The 19,864-nt window shown below is 56.7% G+C and carries 17 protein-coding genes; 8 read left to right on the plus strand and 9 right to left on the minus strand.

All coding sequences use genetic code 11. The annotated features are described in order from the left end of the window. The 7 genes from GOV38_RS13380 to GOV38_RS13410 are packed head-to-tail and all read right to left on the minus strand — an operon-like array spanning position 1 to position 6,770. Positions 1–735 (minus strand): glycosyltransferase family 2 protein, encoded by a 735-nt coding sequence (locus GOV38_RS13380; protein ID WP_171208267.1) that lies wholly within the window; start codon positions 733–735, stop codon positions 1–3. Then, positions 728–2,587: a hypothetical protein gene (locus tag GOV38_RS13385; RefSeq protein WP_171208268.1), complete on the minus strand. Its 1,860-nt coding sequence runs from the start codon at positions 2,585–2,587 to the stop codon at positions 728–730. The genes GOV38_RS13380 and GOV38_RS13385 overlap by 8 nt, the downstream gene beginning before the upstream one ends. Then, on the minus strand, positions 2,587–3,021 hold the full coding sequence (locus GOV38_RS13390; protein WP_171102153.1) for a GtrA family protein: 435 nt from the start codon (positions 3,019–3,021) through the stop codon (positions 2,587–2,589). Before GOV38_RS13390 ends, GOV38_RS13385 begins: the two co-directional genes overlap by 1 nt. Continuing rightward, positions 3,018–4,151: an FAD-binding oxidoreductase gene (locus GOV38_RS13395; protein ID WP_171208269.1), complete on the minus strand. Its 1,134-nt coding sequence runs from the start codon at positions 4,149–4,151 to the stop codon at positions 3,018–3,020. The genes GOV38_RS13390 and GOV38_RS13395 overlap by 4 nt, the downstream gene beginning before the upstream one ends. Continuing rightward, a complete protein-coding gene (locus GOV38_RS13400; protein WP_171208270.1) occupies positions 4,148–4,960 on the minus strand; it encodes a sugar phosphate isomerase/epimerase in 813 nt (270 codons plus the stop codon). Before GOV38_RS13400 ends, GOV38_RS13395 begins: the two co-directional genes overlap by 4 nt. Then, positions 4,957–5,730: an NAD(P)-dependent oxidoreductase gene (locus tag GOV38_RS13405; protein WP_171208271.1), complete on the minus strand. Its 774-nt coding sequence runs from the start codon at positions 5,728–5,730 to the stop codon at positions 4,957–4,959. The genes GOV38_RS13400 and GOV38_RS13405 overlap by 4 nt, the downstream gene beginning before the upstream one ends. After that, the gene (locus tag GOV38_RS13410; protein WP_171208272.1) at positions 5,727–6,770 is read right to left on the minus strand and encodes a hypothetical protein; all 1,044 of its coding nucleotides are present in this window, start codon (positions 6,768–6,770) and stop codon (positions 5,727–5,729) included. Before GOV38_RS13410 ends, GOV38_RS13405 begins: the two co-directional genes overlap by 4 nt. 324 nt (positions 6,771–7,094) lie before the next feature. Between GOV38_RS13410 and GOV38_RS13415 the strand changes: the two genes are divergently transcribed. The 7 genes from GOV38_RS13415 (at position 7,095) to GOV38_RS13445 (ending at position 15,239) form a co-directional block, all read left to right on the plus strand. Beyond that, entirely contained in the window at positions 7,095–8,417 is a 1,323-nt protein-coding gene (locus GOV38_RS13415; RefSeq protein WP_171133166.1) for a Rieske 2Fe-2S domain-containing protein, read from the plus strand. A gap of 71 nt (positions 8,418–8,488) precedes the next feature. Continuing rightward, on the plus strand, positions 8,489–10,540 hold the full coding sequence (locus tag GOV38_RS13420) for a radical SAM protein (protein WP_171208273.1): 2,052 nt from the start codon (positions 8,489–8,491) through the stop codon (positions 10,538–10,540). 294 nt (positions 10,541–10,834) lie between these two features. Then, complete coding sequence (gene rfbF, locus GOV38_RS13425; RefSeq protein WP_171208274.1) at positions 10,835–11,608, plus strand: glucose-1-phosphate cytidylyltransferase; 774 nt, start codon at positions 10,835–10,837, stop codon at positions 11,606–11,608. Positions 11,609–11,610: 2 nt separating this feature from the next. Beyond that, the gene (rfbG, locus tag GOV38_RS13430) at positions 11,611–12,702 is read left to right on the plus strand and encodes a CDP-glucose 4,6-dehydratase (protein ID WP_171208275.1); all 1,092 of its coding nucleotides are present in this window, start codon (positions 11,611–11,613) and stop codon (positions 12,700–12,702) included. Continuing rightward, positions 12,702–13,943 (plus strand): class I SAM-dependent methyltransferase, encoded by a 1,242-nt coding sequence (locus tag GOV38_RS13435; RefSeq protein WP_171208276.1) that lies wholly within the window; start codon positions 12,702–12,704, stop codon positions 13,941–13,943. Before rfbG ends, GOV38_RS13435 begins: the two co-directional genes overlap by 1 nt. After that, positions 13,940–14,857, plus strand: coding sequence for an NAD(P)-dependent oxidoreductase (locus GOV38_RS13440; protein WP_171208277.1), 918 nt, complete (start codon positions 13,940–13,942; stop codon positions 14,855–14,857). The genes GOV38_RS13435 and GOV38_RS13440 overlap by 4 nt, the downstream gene beginning before the upstream one ends. Continuing rightward, positions 14,847–15,239 (plus strand): GtrA family protein, encoded by a 393-nt coding sequence (locus GOV38_RS13445; RefSeq protein WP_171102163.1) that lies wholly within the window; start codon positions 14,847–14,849, stop codon positions 15,237–15,239. Before GOV38_RS13440 ends, GOV38_RS13445 begins: the two co-directional genes overlap by 11 nt. Here the strand turns inward: GOV38_RS13445 and GOV38_RS13450 are convergent. Next, positions 15,236–16,186, minus strand: a complete 951-nt coding sequence (locus GOV38_RS13450) for a glycosyltransferase family 2 protein (RefSeq protein WP_171102164.1) — start codon at positions 16,184–16,186, stop codon at positions 15,236–15,238. The genes GOV38_RS13445 and GOV38_RS13450 overlap by 4 nt on opposite strands. A 237-nt stretch (positions 16,187–16,423) precedes the next feature. On the opposite strand from GOV38_RS13450, the gene GOV38_RS13455 reads away from it, so the two are divergent. Next, the gene (locus GOV38_RS13455; RefSeq protein WP_171208278.1) at positions 16,424–18,268 is read left to right on the plus strand and encodes a DUF6798 domain-containing protein; all 1,845 of its coding nucleotides are present in this window, start codon (positions 16,424–16,426) and stop codon (positions 18,266–18,268) included. Positions 18,269–18,271: 3 nt separating this feature from the next. Here the strand turns inward: GOV38_RS13455 and GOV38_RS13460 are convergent, their stop codons facing one another. Next, the gene (locus tag GOV38_RS13460; protein ID WP_171208279.1) at positions 18,272–19,696 is read right to left on the minus strand and encodes a hypothetical protein; all 1,425 of its coding nucleotides are present in this window, start codon (positions 19,694–19,696) and stop codon (positions 18,272–18,274) included. Positions 19,697–19,864 lie beyond the last annotated feature (168 nt).

Raw genomic sequence — 19,864 nt, forward strand, 5'->3', positions numbered from 1 at the left:
CTACCGACGTACGGACATAAGGTAATTGCGCAGCAGGCAATACAGCAGAGTGGCCCCGTAAGGGCGGATCAGCTTGAGAATACTAAAGCTGGATTCTCCGCCATCCCTCTGCCGCCAATCATTGGGGACAACCGAATAGTTCCAACCGCCCAGAACCGCCTTAAGAGACATTTCGATCGTGATGTTGAACTGACCGGCCACCAGCGGCTGCATGTCGTCGATCACCGTCCGGCGATAGCATTTGAACCCGTTGGTGAAATCCCGATAGGGCGCGCCAACCATCCAGCCGATCAGCGTGTTTGTCACCCGGTTGATCACGCGTTTGACGGGCGGATAGCCCACCACGGTGCTATCCGGCCCGAACCGTGCGCCAAAGGCACAATCGGCCCCATCCGCGATGCATTTGAAATAGGCCGCCACATCTTGCGGCGCATCGGCCCCGTCCGAGGTGACAACAACCGCAGCATCGCCCTTATACACCTCAAGCCCCTTGCGGATCGCAAATCCGTACCCGTTCGGGCCTGCATTGTGGATATTGCGCAGGTTCGGATAATCCCAAACCAGCTTCTTCAGAATTTCGGCGGTGGCATCCGAACTGGCATCATCGACGACGATCAGCTCATAGTGGAACTCGGTCGTGTTCAGGTGCTCACACAGATCGCGGATCGTATCTTCGATCACGTCCTCTTCGTTATAGGCAGGCATGATGATGGAAAAGAGCAATTGATCAGTCATCTTTTTGCTCCATCAAAACGTAAGGCCCTGACTGGTCGAACATTTCGAAGTCCTCTACCAGATCCGCCCCCAAAGCCTGTTGCCACATGCGAAACTCGATTTGGTTTTCCAGTTTTGATTGTGAGGCGACGTCGCCGATAATCCAAGGCAAAAGCCCTGATTTGGCGAGCTGTGCCTTGGGCTCTGTCCCGGTCTCTGCCGTCAAGTCAGCTAGGTCATCTGCACGGGCGACAATGATTGTGCCCTCTGCCCGGGCGGTCTGGGACAGCGGGTTAAACGGGTCGGTATATAGGATGTCATAAAACGAATATCCTGCCGGGCAAGTGCCTGTTTCGGCCGCCATTTTCCAAAGATTGCCATAGAAGATCACAGGCCGCCCAGCCAAATCCGGCGCGGCGAGGCGGTCGGCCAGATCAACACGCGCTGGTTGCGCCTTGGTGCGGAACGCCTGTGTCGATGGTCCGCGCGCCTCAATCGCGCCTGCGGTGTCGCGGCCTGTCACCTCATGGAACAGCCCTCGCAGGTTGCTGAACAGAACCCAGCGGCCCAGAGGCGCATGACCCGCCAATTGCGCGCAGGCCGCCAATGCAATCATCGCAACCCCAAACCGTCTAAGCGGCAGGGATACGCGAAACAAAGCGGTCGGTTGGCCCGCAAGCCAGACCAGGATCAAAGGCACAAACGGCACGGCGAGGTGTAGAAAATCGGCCCGTTGCAGCGCAATCTTGAGCGTGATCACAGCAAATACGCCCGAACCCATCAACATCAGATCCCCTTCGGTTGCGTGCGTGCCCGCCAGTCGCCGCACGCCCGATCCCGCCGCCACACAAGCGGCAGCCAGAAGGCCGAACAAGGCGAGGCTATGCAGGCTCCACGCAAAGGAAAACTGCCCCAGCCCTTCTGCGCTGGCACGAGACATCACCTGCAAGGTTTGGGTGAAATAGGGTGCGAGAGTGCCGCCAAGCGCCCAGGACACAACCAGCAACCAGATGACAATTGTCAGGGCGATCAGGCCTAAAATCCGCAGAGCCAAAGCGCGCGGCTGGTCCCAGCCATCGAGCACCAGAATGGCAATGGCAGCAACCAGACCTGCTATCGCATATTCATGCGAATACCCGGCACCGATCCCCAGAAGAACCGCAACAAGCGCCAGCATTGACGGTTTTCTGGGCGCATGTGCAACAAGGACAATGGCCAGAATGGCGGGCAGATAACGCCACGCGATCCAGTTCAGCCCAAGCAAGACATCGACCCAGAAGGGCAGCAGCAAGACAAATACCAGCCAACGCTTGCCCGTTTGCGGGATCAGTCGCTGAAGCACCGCCATGACGATGATCAGCAACGCCGCCTGTAGACCCAGATAAATCCAGTAATAGCCAAGCGGTGAGAACCCGTCGCCTATCAGCATCGCTGCTGGGATCAGCATCAAAGGGCCATAGAGGAACTCGAAATCCTGATAAGGGATTTGCCCGCAGGATATCCGGTGCAACGCGGCGATGAAGTAACTGTCTTCGATATGCGGGCCAAAACGCGCAATGGCCGAAGGCCAATAGAAAACGAAAAGGGGCAGGGTAACCACCAGACGCTCTACCCAAGCCTGCACAAGCGAAACGGGCCTTTGCGTGGCTTGGGCCTCAACCGCATGGGTCTGGGCGGGCAGGCTGGTTAGCAAGATCACCAAAACTGCCCAGACAAAGATCAATATCCAGGCCAGTCCAATATTATACCCCTGCATCGCAGCAACATTTGGCAGCGTTGGATCCGGGGGGAGCAATCTGGGGCCCACAGCCAACATCCCGATCAGGATTGCCAGAGAACCAAGCGCCAAAATCAACTGTATGGGAGCGCGCATCAATAAAGCCCCTCGGTATCTGGGTTTGCGGACTGGTTTCTGAAAATAAGCCGGCTGCAAATCAAATAGCTGAAGACAAAAGACAGGCCTGCGGCGATGCCCAATCGGATGGTGGGGTGCAGATAGGCCTGCATCCCGTAGGCCTCCATCGCCCACAAAAGCCCAATGCGGAACACCAGCACCACGCCGACACCCACTGCAAAACGAAGGAAATGACCGAATGAGGCCCGTTTGTTCTGATCTTTGAAGGTCCAGCTGAGATGAACGAAATAGTTAAAGACCATGCCGCAGCCAAGGCCAACAAAGGCGGCGACAGGGTCGCTGAAGGCCCAGATCAGGATCATCGCGCTGGCGACTGCCAGATCCAGAACCAACCCGCCGACTGCGGTGGTCAGGAACCGGGCCATCTGGCCGATTTCCGCGGTTTTGATCATGCCACACCACCCCGCTCGATGAACCGGGTATGGGCGTTTTGCGCCAATCCGCCATCGCTTTGCAGCCGCTCGAACAGATCATAGATATTGTCGATCTTGCCCCCCATGACCATCATCAGGCCCGGATGGCGCGGGTCTCGGTCCAGCAGGATCGGACGCCCGTCATCGCGTTCATTACGCAGCAGAACCGTCTTTGTTTCATACAAAGACTTGCGCCATGTGGCCCCTGACAGAGAGGGCAGGTAACGGCTGGCGTCGCGCAACATATGCATCCAGTGGCTTTTGCACGCCGCCGCTTGAGGCGCCTGCCCGGCCAACCAGGCGCGATGCGGGGTATAGCGTACATGGGTCAGCGAATAGGCATCCTCGGCCGGGAAAGGCATGGTGGAAAAGAACGGACCATCCATCATGGTGACGCCCACACCCTCCAGCGCCGCAGGCGGGTCGATCAGGGCAACCTCAGCCAGTTCGTATTTGAAGCCCAGCCTGTTGCCGCTGTCGCTTTGGCCTGCCAGATGACCATAGGTGGCATCAATGACGATTGGCGCGCGGATCTCTCCATGGCCGTCCACAGCAACGCGGATCGGCGCATCAGGGCCGTCCGGGGTGACCGCGACAACCTTGGCCCCGATCGCCACCGAGACACCTTGTTGTGCCAGACGGTGTTCCAGATCCTTGCGCAAAGCCGCTGCGTTGAACGCATATTCCTGACAGCGCCAGACCTGCGCGACCTCAGCGGGATTGAACAGCGCGACCTCTGTCGGATTGGCCCGCTCAATCGGTGCGCCCAGATCGGTAAACATCTTCTCAAATCGCTGCGGCGTCACGCGTGAACCATGCCGCGCGACGGCATAGAGCATGGTGAAATTGCCAAATACGGCTGACGGAAAATCCGCAATGAACCGCTGATACAAAGACAGCGACCGACGTGCGGTCTTGAAGTTTCTGGGATAGTGGAACCCGGTGTGAATGCGCGCCTGATTGACGTAAGAGGCGCGCTCCAGCAGACCCCCGCGTTCCTCAAGCACCACGACATTTTCAGCGACCGAGCGATAGAACAAGGCCAGACACGCCCCATAGAACCCGCCACCAATGATGATGACATCCGCCGACTGAGGCAGTTGCGTCATGCCATAGCCTCATCCAGTTCCCGACGCAGGAACGCCAGGTTATTCAGCAAAGGCGTCAGGCTGTCCGTTTTGCGCATCTCAAGCGTGACATAACCAGCATAGCCTGCAGTTTTCACGCCGCTCAGAACCGCACGCAGAAAGGCTGCGTGCTCTGCAATCGGGGCCAGTTGCGGGGCGCTGAAATGGACGTGCTGAACCAGCGGCAGGACCGGTTCGATGGCAGTTACGTCTTCACCGGCCATCAGCATATTACCAGTGTCCAGAACCATCCTCATGTTGGGATGATCAACGCGCCGCACCATCTCGGCGGCCTCTGACAGTTGCGTCATGAAATCACAGCCATATCCTGTGGCGTTGGCTTCAAGACAGAAATACGTGCCTGTTTCAGCGGCGATCTCTGCAACTCTGCGCAGCACCGGCAGCGCTGCGTCATAGGCTTGATCCAGGCTCAGCCCCCCACGCTTGCGATTGCCCGGAGAGCCAAAGACCAGCGGGCCACAGCCCAACTCGCCAGCGCGTGCCATGACATGCGCCAGATAATCTACAAAAGCGTCTTGATCCCGGGCGGTACCGAACAAGCGCAGGTCGGGCTGCCCAAACAAAAGTGCCTGCATGGACACGATCGGCAGGTCCTCTGCGGCCCAGTCCGCCTTAACCGCAAGCGCATCCTCAGAAGTGGCCGCGGCAACATCGGCAAACACCCGCGACGGCGCGACTTCTAGCGCATCCGCCCCCGCATCCCGCAACCGCTGTGCGATCACGGCATCCTCTTCTGCCGTCCAAGCGATGTTCGAAACCGCAAGTTTCATGGGTGTTCGCGCCGCCACTCATCCGCAAATGCGGCGATATCGGCCAGACAATCTTTAGCCGAGACCAGATATAGCCCGTCTTGGCCCCAGATACCCCCGTGGCAGGTGCGCATGTCATATTCCACTGGCGGGCGCGACAGCTCCAGCGTGTGGGATTGCCCGTTGATGCTGTGAATGACGTCTTTCACTGACACCGGCTCGGTCGCCAAATTCAGCTTGTGAATACCCGTCTCGCACAGGCGGTCGATATCGGATTGAAGCCGTTTCAGGTGATAGAACTGAAACTCGGATCTTGCGTCAAAGCCGGACAGGTCCCGCGCCATCAGCGTGTCAAAGATCAGGTTCTTTTTCAGACCTGCGCCGTAAAGACCGGGCAGGCGGATAATACGACAATCGTCGAACAGGGCGTTCAGGCGGTCTTCGACCTGCAACCGATGCAGCCCGTAAGGATGGTGCCCGTCCACGGGCGTGGGGCTGTTTTCGTCAACGCCCACTGGTGTCTGATAAACATCCACCGAAGAGATCAGGATCATACGGCGCGTCTTGACCGTTCCCAACACGTCCAAAAGCGGCGCTATGCCGTCCCAATCGGCTTGAGGGTTCTGGTTTGCCCACCATTTCTGCGCCTGCACCCCGGCGCAGGTCACTGTGTCAAAGCTCTGGCCTTCCATGTCTCGGAAATTCTTGGAGTTGAAACCAACGTCATAGCGGCCTGTGCCCCAAAGCGTGCCGCCGACAAAACCGGTATGACCGATCAAAGCATGTGTCATTTGCTCTCGTCCGATCCTTCTACGTTCAACGCGGCGCTGACGTGATAGAGGTCACCGCCACTGATTTCCGAAACCAAATCCGTTTCGCGGCGACGCCGACCCTGTCTCAGCAATTGCAGCAGTCCAAGGCAGATCGCAGACAACACGCCAAAATTCGCGGCAAACAAGGCCGAGAACAGCACCGCAAGCGAGGCCCAGCCGGGGGCCACATCTTGCAAAACCAAGCGCGTGATGATCGCCCCGAGCGTGGCCAGAATGCTGAGCAGCGACAGGCACAGGCAGACCAGCGCAAAGCTGCGTACCAGCCGTTCAGAGGACAGCGAGACCAACTCGGCGCTCAGCCGCGCCTTGTCGCTGAACCCTGCCAGAAAACGGCGGCGGGGCGGGCGCGAGACAAAGACCCGTTTCTGCGACAGATGCGCAGACAGATCCAGGATGCGGAAAAACTTGAGGATATCACCCATCTGTTCCAACCGCGACATGGCGGTGCGGGTCAGCACAAAAGCGCGGGCTTGAAAGGATTCAATCTGTTGACCGGTGACCAACCGCATGATCCCTGCCATCACACTGGCAGTCACGCGGTCGCGCCGCCGGATCTGTGCGGGGTCAAAGACAGCTTTGACCACATCAAACTCACCCCCGGCGATATGGTCGAGCAGTTGGTCCAACTCGGCCTCGGAAGCCGCGTCCGGGGCCATGCACAGGATGTAATCGCCGATGGCGTGGTGCATCGCGTGAATGACCATGTCTTCATAGTCGCTTTGACGGTCAACGCTCAGCACACGCAGATGTTCGATTTCCTGACCGATCTGCCGCAACCGATTGTCCCAATCCGGCGCACGGTCCGAGGCGATAATGATCAGCTCATGATAGTCGAAGCGCGCATTGGCAAAGCGCGATATCGATCGCAACCCATGTTCGTCGACGGCAGTGTCGCCTTCACCCACCAAGATCAGCGAAACAAGATTGTCTCGGCAAAGCTGTTCGTAAGCCGGTTTTCGTGCAGCCGTCTCCGGACCGGTTTGGCCAATCTGGGTCATGTCTTGTCCCGCGTACTCAATCCAAAAATCTTAACTGCAATCGCAATCCGGTTATGCACAAAGCTTAGAAACTTCCGAAGAGCTTTGCCAATGCCGCAGCAACCTGCCGCGAAATTGTCTCTTGTTGTGCAACAATTATGTATCTGAGCCGGATTTGAGGCTCAAGAATGCCGAAAAGATACCCGGAGTCGGGGAAGGGAATTGCATGAAATGGGTTTTTTCGTGCAAAAACATGTTAAGATAACAAGGATGCCATCGCTGTTCATTTAGATGGTGCGGCGTTTGGTTGATTCGATTTCGAGTGCATTGAAAGGTGAAAGTGTTATGGGGTACCACGATCTGCGTTTTGATCAGGGCGAAGGCCTGAACCGGTCGGGAATGCAGCAAAAGGTCCTGGATGGCGAAGTATACGTTTTCCGTCAGGCCCTGCAGGCATTTGGTCTCTATGACATGTGGCACGAAGCGACGATCCGCGGGATCACTGCTTCTGTCGGCAAAGAAGCCGCAGACCGCGCTGAACGCGACGGGTTTCACCGCATTCATGAATGGGTCTCGCCGATTGATATCCCCAAGGTGACCGACGCGGTCTATGCCGAGATCGAGCCGCTGACCCATGATTTTCTTGATCGTTTCATGAAGGGCACTTTCCCGGATGTGGAAACCTTCTTCTACGAACGCGCACCCAATGTGCGGTTCCATATTCCTTATGACATTGCCCGCAGCCACAAGGACGAGTTCAACAAATTCGCCAAAACCTATGGTCAGGGCAAAATCGCGGCACATGGTCCGCACCGCGACAGCTGGCTGGATTGTCCATCGAACGGGATGAACCTTTGGTTTGCAATGGGCCGCATCCGACCCGGCAACGGGTTGACGATCTATCCCGACGACTATGTTGGCGAATACAAGTTCGAAACCTCCGGCAATATCTCTGATGGTGAGAAGCTGCACAAAACCTGGACCTTTGACCTGCATCCCGGCGATGTGGTCATTTTCCACACCGATCACGTGCATGGATCCGAGCTGAACCGCACGAATGAAACGCGCTTTGCCATTTCCTGCCGCCTGTCTGTCGACCGTCCGGTCTTTCCGCAGCTGCACCACCACAATTACGTCTATTCCGGCTGGAGCGGCTCTGGCGCGCTGAACCCGTTGGCAGAGTGGCCGGCAAAGCTGCAATCCAGCTATGTCACCAGCCTTGCGCTGCGGGCGCGCAACAAGTTGATCCCCTCAATGGCGCCCGAAAACCCCGAGCCAAATCCAGCCGAAGCCATCGGAACAAAGACCGACCGCGGTATTGAGGTTCCCCTGTCCGAGGTGCCACCGGGAACGGTACGTGGCGCATCTGCTGCGCTTTGCGTGGCTCATCTGTCCGAAGGCAACGTTGTTGCGCTGACACGGCGCTGCCCCCATGCGGGTGGTGATCTAGCCAACGGCTGGGTCGATGGCGACAGTGTGGTGTGCCCCTGGCACAACCTGCCCTTCAAGGCAAAGACAGGTAAATCCGCCTGCGAAACTTTGCCAAAGCTGAAACGCGTCGCCTGCCATATCGACGGCGACACCATCATCATTGACCCAAAATCTGAAATCAAGACAAACGAGGATAGTGAGATCGAACAGTTTACGGAGGCGGCAGCCACCTCATAATTTAGCATAAAAAAACAAAAAAGACGGCACGAGACGCTGCCTGCTGCTTCCACTCATTGAGAGGATTGCAGATGAAAATTTTTTTGGCCGACCTAGGACATAACCTGGTCACCGAAACTTCGGATACTTACCCATTGGGGGTTGGTAACCTGGCGACATATGTAACGGCTTACGCAAAAAGCCGAACACCGGTAACGGTCGAGATCTTCCGCAACCCGTCGGAGTTCAAGGATGCTCTTGATCGTGGAATACCGGATATCGTGGGCTTTTCCAGCTATTCCTGGAACCACCGTCTGGCCGAGGAATTTGCGCATTACGTCAAAGCCCGCGCGCCAGAGACACTTACGCTGATGGGCGGACCAAACTTTCCGCTGACCCATGATGAACAGGATGACTGGATCCGCACCATGCCGCAGATCGACATCCATGTGCGTGGCCCCACATATGAAGGCGAGCGCGCCTTTCTCAATACCGTTCAGCGCTATATCGATTGCGATCAAGACCTTAAGAAGGCGCAGTCAGAACCCATTGACGGCGCGCTATGGTATGATCGTACAAGCGGAGAAGTGGTGCGCGGTGCCGAAGTGCCCCGCATTCGTGATCTGGATGAGATCCCCTCGCCCTATTTGGCGGGCTATATGGACAAGTTTTTTGACACCGGGCTTTTTGCCCTGATGCAGCTTGCGCGTGGCTGCCCGTTCACCTGTACTTTCTGCAATTCGGCCGTCAAATCCAACTCGAAAGTGTTCCGTCATTCGTTTGAACGCACCAAGGCGGATCTGGACTATCTGGTCAGCCGGATAGACCGATCCAGCCCACTGTGTTTCGCTGATGACAATTTCGGGATGTATGTGCAGGATGAAGAGGTTGCCGATTATCTGGGCAGTCTGATGGATGAATATGACTGGCCCAAATACATCCGCACCACGACAGGGAAAAACCGCGGTGACCGTATCCTCAAGGTGATGAACAAGGCCCGTGGGCGCTTGCCGATGACGTCATCGGTTCAATCTCTGAACCCGACCGTGCTGAAGAACATCAAACGCGACAATATCAAGCTGGAAACTTATGCCGAAATTCAACAGGACCTGCATGCAAAAGGGATGCAATCCTATGGAGAACTGATCCTGTGTATGCCCGGCGAAACCAAGGCCAGCTTCATGGATGCGGTGGACCAGTTGATAGAAACCGGTGTCAGCCGCGTTGCGGCGCATCAGTTGATGCTGTTGCATGGCGCGCCTCTGTCCAATCCGGATTCGCGCGAAAAGTTCGGCTTCAAGACCCGACACCGCGTGGTGGCCCGCTGCTTGGGCCGTTATACCGGCAATACAGTGGTCGAAACCGAAGAGATGGTTGTCGAAAGCGAAAGCTTCTCGTTCCAGGATTATCTAGACACCCGCGTGTTCCACCTGCTTCTGACGATTTTCTATTACGAAGGAAATTTCGAAGAGGCGTTCCGGTTCTGCCGCGCGCAGGGCATTCGCCCCTATCTGGTGGTCCGCAAAATGCAGGAGCTTTTGGATCAGGCGCCTGAAGGGTTCCAGAAAACGATCGACGATTACCTTACCGAAAATCAGTCAGAGCTGTTCGAAACCCGCGACGAATGTGTGGAGTGGGCCAAAGAGAACTATGATGCTCTGATCTCGGGCGATCTGGGTGGTAACCTTCTGTCGAAATACGCCATGATCGGCCGTTTCATCATCGTGGAAGAGGCCCTCGACTTCCTGCATCGTGCGATTGCCGAACTGCTTCCGACTGACGATAGTGATGCGCTGACGCAGCTCTACAGCATTATCAGCTATTACCGCTCGACCATGCTGAGTGTGCCTTTTGCAGAAACCCTTGAGGATACACCGATCTGGTCCACCTGGTACGATATTGAGGCCTGGCAGAACAGTGATTTCGATACGCCGCTGGATGCGTTCCGGTTCGATCAGGAAATGGGCTTTGACACCCAGGTCGACCCGCGCATCAAATCGGTGCTTCTGTCACGCCTTGAAACTTTTGGTGAGCACCCGACAGGTCTGGGGCGGTTCACGCGGACCATGTTCGCGCGGGATTTCCGTCGGATGGTGATCACGCCCGAAGCCGCGAGCAGCGGGGTTTCAGACAGGGTTCACTGACGCGATCCGGCTTGGCGTCAGCGGCCAGTAAAGAATCAGCAGGCAGTGGAGCTGAAGGCTTGCCAAAGCCTTCGGTCTACGTTTCGGTATTGCTCTGAAGTGCTGATTTCCTTGCCTTTTCTACCTGCGTTTCGCACAACAAACTCCGATCCGCATAGCTATTGTCAAAAATTTTGATCCAATTTCACCGACAGGTCAGCTCGTCATTTCCTCATATCCGACGTTGGGGTAAGGTGCGGCCATTACGTGACGGTTTGGTCCGGTTAAAGTGTTAAAAAGTAAGAGAGGGTTTTTATGAAATGCGTCATTCTAGCCGGTGGCCTGGGCACTCGCCTTGCCGAGGAAACCGTGCGCATTCCCAAACCCATGGTCGAAATCGGTGGCCGCCCCATCCTGTGGCACATCATGAAGATCTATGCCGCGCATGGCATCACTGATTTCATCGTTTGCCTTGGTTACAAAGGCTATGTGATCAAAGAGTATTTCGCCAATTACGTCCTGCACATGTCCGACGTCTCCGTCGATCTGTCGACGGGTGAGATAGAGCTTAGCCACAGCGCATCCGAACCTTGGCGGGTCACAATGATAGACACCGGCGCCAATAGCATGACCGGGGGCCGTCTGCGCCGTGTTCTGCCCTTGCTCAAGGACGAGGAAGCCTTCTGCCTGACCTATGGGGACGGTGTTGGTGACGTAGACATCTCAAACCTAATTGCGTTTCACAAAGCCCATGGCAAACGCGCGACCGTGACGGCCGTTCCGCCACCGCGCCGCTTTGGACAATTGATCACCCAAGGTGACAAAGTCATGGATTTCTCGGAAAAACCGCTTGGCGATGGCGGATTGATCAATGGTGGGTTCTTCGTGCTGTCGCCCGAGGTGGGTGAATATCTCGAAGGGGATCGCACGATCTGGGAGCAGGGGCCGTTGCAAAAACTGGCCGAAGATGACCATTTGCGCGCTTATGCCCATCCCGGGTTCTGGCAACCGATGGATACGATCCGAGAACGCGAAGAACTTGAAGAACTGTGGGATTCCGGCAAGGCACCCTGGAAGATCTGGGACTGACGATGCAACCCCGCGACGTGAACCCGAATTTCTGGACAGGCAAACGCGTGCTGGTGACCGGACATACCGGTTTCAAAGGCGCATGGCTGACACTTTGGTTAAATCAAATGGGGGCTGAGGTCACCGGCGTAAGCCTTCTGCCTGACAGCACACCCAACCTGTGGGATTCGAGCGGTCAGAGCGATGTTGAACACCACCAGATCGATATCCGCGACAGATCCGCTTTGATCAATGTGGTGCAGGGCACCAAGCCGGATATCGTCTTGCATCTGGCCGCTCAGTCCCTTGTGCGTCGGTCTTATCAGGACCCAGCCGGAACCTTTGCCACCAATGTCATGGGCACTGTGCATTTGCTTGAGGCCATCGCAGCGGCAAAGACTGTGCAGGCCTGCGTCATCGTAAGTTCGGACAAATGTTATGAGAACCGCGAGGACGGTCGCAGTTTTGTCGAAACCGACCCGATGGGGGGCCTCGACCCCTATTCAGGGTCAAAAGGTTGTACCGAATTGGCCACGCAAGCGATGCGCCACAGTTTCTTTGCTCCCTACGCGCAAGGTGGCCATCCCTGTCGGATCGCCTCGGCCCGTGCGGGTAACGTGATTGGCGGGGGGGATTGGTCGGAAGATCGCTTGGTCCCCGATATCATTCGGGGATGTCTGGGCGATGAAGGCCGTGTCGAGATCCGCTCGCCCAACGCCGTGCGCCCATGGCAGCACGTGTTGGAGCCTCTGCGCGGTTATCTGATGCTGGCCGAAGGGCTTTATGCCCAGCATGACGGGCATGACAGCGGGTGGAATTTCGGCCCGGATCAATCGGATGAGCGACCAGTCATCGATGTGGCGCAGGCTTTGACAAGTGCCTTGGGGCAGGGGCGGATCGAGATCGATATGCCCAAGGATGCGCCTTACGAATCCACCACGCTCCGGCTGGATAGCAGCCGCGCCCGTCAGATCGGCTGGGCGCCCAAATTGAATTTTGAAGAAACGATACGCATGGTTGCGGATTGGTACGCGGGCTGGTCGCGGGGCGATGACGTCACTGCGCTCTGCCTGTCGCAGATTAACGATTACCAGAACAGAGGTTCGAAAGTATAATGCAAACGTCCCCGACTTGCCGCCATTGCCACGCGCCGTTGACCCGTACTCTGGTCGATCTGGGGATGTCTCCGCTGGCAAACTCGTATGTCAAACCCGAAAATGCAGGGGTCAAATGCCCTGAATACGAATTGCATGTCCGCGTTTGTGATAAGTGCTTTCTGGTTCAGGTCGAAGATGCGGTTCCGGCGGGGGATATCTTTTCCGAAGATTATGCCTATTTCTCCAGCTTCTCGGAAAGCTGGCTGGCCCATTGCCGCAATTACGTGGATACTATCACCAATCAGCTGAAGCTGGACACCAATGATCTGGTCATCGAAATCGCGTCGAATGATGGCTATTTGCTGCAATATTTTGTGGAACGTGGCATTCCCGTGCTGGGGATCGAACCCGCAGCTGGGGTCGCTAACGCCGCCATCGAAAAGGGCGTGCCAACGCGGATCGAATATTTCGACAGCGCCTTGGCCAAGCAACTGGTGGCCGAAGGGTTGCGCCCGTCATTGGTGGCCTCGGCAAACGTGCTGGCGCATGTGCCTGACATCAACGATTTTGTTGGTGGTATCGCCACTTTGCTGGACGACAACGCCGTTTGGACGGTTGAATTTCCGCATCTGTTGAACCTGATCGAAAAGGTCCAGTTCGATACCATCTATCACGAGCACTACACATATCTGTCCCTGCTTACGCTTGAGACTATCTTTGCTGCCGCCGGGCTGCGGGTCTTCGACCTTGAGACTTTGCCCACCCATGGCGGATCACTGCGTTTGTATATCTGCCAGCAAGAGGCCGACCGCACCGAACGGCCCATCGTTGAAGGGATGCGCAAAAAAGAGCGTCAGGCCAATCTGGACAATCCCAAAGGCTATGACGGGTTCGATGACAAGGTCCGCGAGATCCGGCAGAACCTGTTGACCTTCATGCGTGCGGCCAAACAGGGCAAGCGCAGCATTGCCGCCTATGGCGCAGCCGCCAAGGGCAACACCTTGCTGAACTATTGCGGCATCACCTCAGACGACATCCTCTATTGTGTCGATCGCAACCCAGCCAAGCAGAACAAACTGCTGCCGGGCTCTCATATCCCGGTCAGCCCGGTTGAGCGCCTGCGCGAAGAGCGGCCCGATTTCGTGCTGATCCTGCCCTGGAACCTGCGCGATGAAATTGCTGAGCAACTGAGTGATCTGGCCGAACAGGGCACGCAGTTTGTGGTGCCGATCCCATCACTGGAAATCTTCTCGCGATGAAACCCCGCGTCCTGATGACGGGGGCAGGGGGGTTGATCGGCCCCCATGCGCATCGGGCTCTGGAGCAGCGCGGCTTTCAGACTGTCACCTTGGGACGCGGTGCGGGAAACGATATTCAGGCTGATCTGTTGGATGAGGCGCAGCGCCGGGATGCGATCCGCGCGGCAGAGGCCTCGTATCTGATGCATCTGGCCTGGCACGACGACCCCAAAGACCGCTGGCACGCGCCTGAAAACCTGGATTGGGCGGCAGCCACGATTGATCTGGTGCGCCAGTTCGCAGCATCGGGGGGCCAACGCGTGCTGTGTGCGGGCAGCTGTGCCGAATATGACTGGTCGCCAGAGGCATTGGGCGACACGGGTGTTTTGCGCGAGGACAGCGCATTGGCTCCGGCCAGCCTTTACGGCAAAGCCAAAGCCCATACCGGAGAACTGCTGACTGCGGCGCAAAAAGACCTTGGCCTCACCCTCAGCTGGGCACGGATCTTCTTTTGTTACGGCCCGAATGAGGCCCCTGGCCGCTTGCTGAGCGATATCACCCAAGGTATTGTAAACGCAGAACCCGTTGACTGTACCGATGGCCTACAGCGACGTGATTTTCTCTATGCAAGTGATCTTGGCGAAGCTCTGGCCTCAGTGCTGGACAGTCAGCTTGGCGGTGCGGTCAATATCGGCTCGGGCACTGCTAAGCCAGTGAAAGACCTGATCATGGGAACCGCTACGCTGCTTGGCCGTCCCGATCTGATCCGGCTCGGCGCACGGTCTCGGCCCGTCTTGGACCCGGAGGTGATTTGCGCAGATACGAAAAAGCTTAACAGCATCGGGTGGAGCCCGCGGTATTCTCTGCCCGACGGTCTGAAGGACTGTCTGCAACGTCAAAACCTGCTGCCGAAGGATGTCAAAGATGCGCAGTGACTCGCGCAGGTTTTTGCATTTCGTATTGGTCGGACTGCTTAACACTTTGGTCGGTTACCTGATCTATGCCGCTTTGGTGTTTCTGGGTCTGCCACCGCAACCGGCGCTGGCGCTGGCGTTTTTCTTGGGCGTACTGTGGAACTTCTTCACCCATGCCAAATTGGTTTTTTCAGAAAGCGCACAAGGGTTCAAAAAGTTCCCCGCCTATGCGCTCTGTTACGGCGTGATCTACCTGTTTAACGCGTTTGGCTTGCAGCTTGCACTGGGCACCGGCCTGTCGCCCTATCTGGCACAAGCGATTATGGCGCCCGCAGCGGCAGTGCTGTCCTTTTTGCTGATTGGCAAAGTTCTGACCGGGCGGTTCCCGTTCACCAAAGCCTAGCTGACGTCGTCATCCAAATTGATCCGCTCGCGTTCCACCACGATGGGCCCGCGACGGACCTGGTTGTGGATCGAGGTCACATATTCGCCAAGCATCCCGATAAAGAACATCTGTATGCCCGACAGGAAAAACAGCGCCGTGATGATCGTGGTTACCCCGCGGGGGGCAAGTTCGGGGTTCAGAAGGAACAAGATCACGTTCAGAAGCGCGAAGGCGATACAGAAGATCGAGATGAACAGGCCCACGATGGTGCAAAACCGCATGGGCGCGCGGGTGAACGAAAAAATGCCGTTCAGCGCCTGATCTACAAGCATCGGCAGATTGTGTTTGGACAGGCCGCGTTTACGCTCTTTCCAGACGTAAGGGACAATGATGCGCTTGAACCCAAGCGAAGCGATCATGCCACGAATGTAGGGATATTGATCCTCATGCGCCATCAGCGCATCCATCACCTTGCGATCCAGCAACTGGAACTCGCCCACATTCTGCGTGATCTCAAAATCCGACAAACGATTGACGATCCAGTAAAACGCCTTGCGAACCGAGCGCATGGCAAAGCTTTCTTCGCGCACCGTGCGCGCGCCTGCTACAACCTCATATCCGTTTTCCCAAAGCTTGACGAATTCGGGCAATAACTCGGGCGGATCTTGCAGATCAACCGGCAGCATGACCAGAACCGCATCGCCTTTGGCGTATTTTAAACCGTTGAAAACCGACCGGAACACACCAAAGTTTCGCGCATTGACCACCACTTTGACGGCCGGGTCCTTGGCTGCAAGCCCCCGCAGGATTTCAACCGTTTCATCCTCGGACGCGTTGTCGACAAAGATATGCTCGCGCTTATAACCGGGCAATTCGGCCTCGAACAGATCACGCACTACGCTGTAGCAGCGTTCTACATTCTCTTCTTCGTTATAGGCGGGTGAGACTATCGAAATCGTCTTCATGTCAATGAACTTACTCGTCAAATCAGGCCCAGAAACTGCGTGCAGCATAAACAGGTTTCGCAAGGTGCGCCAAGCTTGGAGGGTATTCGTCGCGGCGGTGAAACAAATAGGGCACGCATTCGCGGATTGATCAGAAAATCAACGCAATGCGCGCGAAGCTCTGGGTTGGGCGTGCAAGCTGAGGTATGAATTGGGTGCCAACATGTTCGGCGATTTGAACAAGTTCTTATAGGTAAGATGTCAGCGCAGCCCAAATCCCCACAGCCCGGCCCATTCCAGATTCTATCGCTTTTGGCGATGCTATCACTGTTGCCTCTGGTGGGCGCGTTGTTTGGTCACGGAAATCAGGTCGAGCAACTGCCGATCATCGCCCGACTGCTTGATCCCTCGGCCATGGCCGGGGATTTCTATACCGATCATGCCACCGCATTTGGCCCGCGGATCTATTATGCAAAAGCGATGGCCGCATTGGTCAGCCTGATGCCTTTGCCCATCGTCGTACACAGCCTGATGTGTCTGTTCGCCTTTGTGCTAGGAGCGGTCACTTATCTAGGAGCGCGCAATCTGGTGGGAGCCAGCAGCACCGGAGCACTATTGTCCGCGGCTTTGGCGATCACGAATGGCAGCTTCTCACTGGGGCTGGCCGGCTTTTTGCGCTTTGACAGTTTTCAGCCCGCGAATGTCGCCATCGCGCTGGCGTTGGGTGGGATGGTTTTGCTGTTCACAGGGCGGGTTTGGCTTTCAGTTGTCGCCTTTGTACCGGCCGCTCTGATGCATCCTTTGATCGGGACCGAGATTGCCATGATGGCTTTTTTGGCCGCCGGTATCGTGGGTCTGTTGACGCCTGAAACCCAGCCCCGTCTGCGCACCGTCGCACCCATTGTTGGTGCCGGGGTTTTGTTTGTTGTGCTGATGGTGGTGTTCTGGGCACTGCCCGGAGGTGGGCATGACAGCGCAAAGCTGACGGATGCAGAATTCTTTGACATCCTGATCAGCTTCCGCGCACCCCATCACTATCTGGGCACTGAATTCTTTCGCCGCTCGTGGATCGAGGCCGGATTGTTCGTCACCCTGACAGCTTGCATTTTCCTCTGGTTTGCCGCGCGCCGAGCCCTGCCGGGCAAGCAAAGCCTGATGTTGGCGCTCGTCTGTCTGATGGTGCTGGTCGGATGTGCGGCAAGCCTGTGGTTTACAGATGTTCATCACAGCCGCCTATGGGCCACTGCGCAAGTGTTTCGAATGCTCATGGTGGTGAAATGGGCCGGGTTTCTGTTGCTGGGCCGCCTGATCGGAGATCTTTATACCCGAGAACAAGCAACGGCGCTGATCTGCGCGCTGATCCTGCTGCTGGCCAGCGCGGACGCGCAGCCCTATGCGGTGACGCTGGTTTTGTTGGTTTGTCTTGCGGTCTGGATAGTGCGCAAGCTTTTGAAAACCAACGCTGAGATCGTAATTTGGCTAGGGTTGGGCTTCAGCGTTCTGATCGCAGCGGCATTGGCCTGGCGTTATGGCGTGCCAATGCAAACATTGCGTGGTGTTGCGGCGTTTGCCCTTTTGGCGCTGGTTCTATTGCGACCTTTTAGGGGTAGTGTGATGCTGGCCGTGATCCTCAGCATTGGCCTGCCTCTTGCCCTCGCCATGGTGGCCAAATCATCAACAAGCGGGCCGTTGGCAAAAACGGCCTTTAGCTGGTCCGATCACCGCGATGCCGAAGCGGATATTGCCCGTCAGGCCCGCACAATCAGCCCCGAGGGCGCGATCTGGGTTGTGCCACCTGATCAGGAACGGTTCAGGCTGTTGGCCAATCGCGGCGTTCTGGTCAGCTTTACCGCAATCCCTTTTGACGACGCGGGGCTGATGAACTGGCGCAACCGGCTAGAGGCGCTCTACGGACCCTTTACCAAACGCGGCTTTGGTGCCTTGCGGGAAATGCGTAGGGCCCATCGGGAAAACACCGATTGGATACCGGCTGCCACTAAGTTGGGTGCAAGTTTCGCTCTTCTTTACGCAGATACGCCATGGGACGGGACGGTCCTATACGAAAACGACCAGTTCAAAGCGGTCGCTTTGGACGGGTCTTGAGCGTCAGGGCGCGGGATAAATCGTCACTACAGAATTGGCCGGCACCGATAACGTAGCTTGCGCCCCCTCAACAGTCAGCGGTGGGAGTTCGCCTGTCACCACGCCCGCGCCAGAATAGCTGACACCATAACGCCCGTAGGGCAGGCCGTTTACAGCTACCTCACCCGCACGCTGGCTGCGAATGACCACAACCGCTCCGGGGTAAAGCGCATAATCGGGGTTTACAAAGGCCAGGCCCAGGAAATCCCCGTTATCTGTGACAGCACCAATCCGTTCGGCCCCCCGGCGGACATAGCGGAAATACTGCGCCAAACTGCGCCCTTGGTGCGAGAGTCCGATCTTGCCGTCCTCTGGCGTGCCATAAAACAGCACGCTGCGCGCCACCTCGGATGATGCGGGCGGATGTCGCGCGATGATCGAAAAAAGCTGCCAGGCGCTGGCTTGCGCAACTGTCATGTCCTGGATCAGATCCTCTACCGTGCCATTGGTGTATTCCAGCATCTCGACGCGGATCCCCCGCCGCGCCGCCGCATTGCGGATATCGCCCATAACCGAAGCCCGACGCCCAGCATAGCGGTGATAGGTGATCGCGCCCGTGCGTGGGGCCACGCCGGGAACGCTTATCGCGGCCTCGAAATAGCGTACCGCATTGCGCGCATTAAGGACCGAGGGCAACAACAGTTCGGGCGCCATTTGATGCTGGTTTAGACGATCAGACGCCGCTGCTCCGGCCCGTCCGATATGAAAACCGCGCCAGCCGTTGGTGTTCTCTGGCTCCAGAATGACCTCAAGCGCGTCAGGCACAATCCCATGAGTATTCTTCAGATGCAGCATCGCCTGTGTCACAAGCTCTGCATATTCCTGCGGGTTACTGGCCAGTTTGAAATTGCTCTGCTCTTCGCCACCCCATTTGAAGTCCACGACATTGAGGTTGATATAAAGCGTTTCCCCCCGCGCTTGCAGCCGTTCTTGCATCGGTTTGACGATGTTTTCGATCTGAAAGTCGAGATATGAGAACTGGAACCCCTCTGCTCGCGCCTTAAAGGGATCATCATTGTCGTTAACCTTATGATAAAAATGGCTTTTCACCTTTTCATAGCCAATCTCACCACGTTCATACAGCGCCCAATAGTCAATTGGGTTCTCCATGCCGGATCGGATCGCGATCCGAACGCGGTTGATCCCAGCTTGTTCCACCAGCGCGTCTATGATGCGATCATGCAGCGCCTTGTCCTGGTACCAGCTGCCATCGAACCGATCCGCGGCCTTGTCGTATTCCCATCCACGGGCCAGAACCTCCCAGCCGTTGATCGTCTGGAATTTCTGATCGGGGTAAAGCTGGATCGTGGCGTCCTGCGCCTGGGCCGCTTGTCCCGTAGCCGCAACACAGAAAACAAATAAACAAACGCGTTTGAAAAAACCGAACATGAATGCCCTCACATCACTGAGTCACCAAATACTCACCCACCTTAGACCGCACCCGCGTGTTCGAATAGTCGGAAACAATTGACGCTTGCGTGACATACTGGCCGCAAGCTGGGCACGTCCAATGACGATGCTGGCTTTGGACCAAGATTTCCGTTAGTCCAATGCAGG

Origin of the sequence: Ruegeria sp. HKCCA5839 (assembly GCF_013035585.1) — a bacterium.
GTDB lineage: Bacteria > Pseudomonadota > Alphaproteobacteria > Rhodobacterales > Rhodobacteraceae > Ruegeria.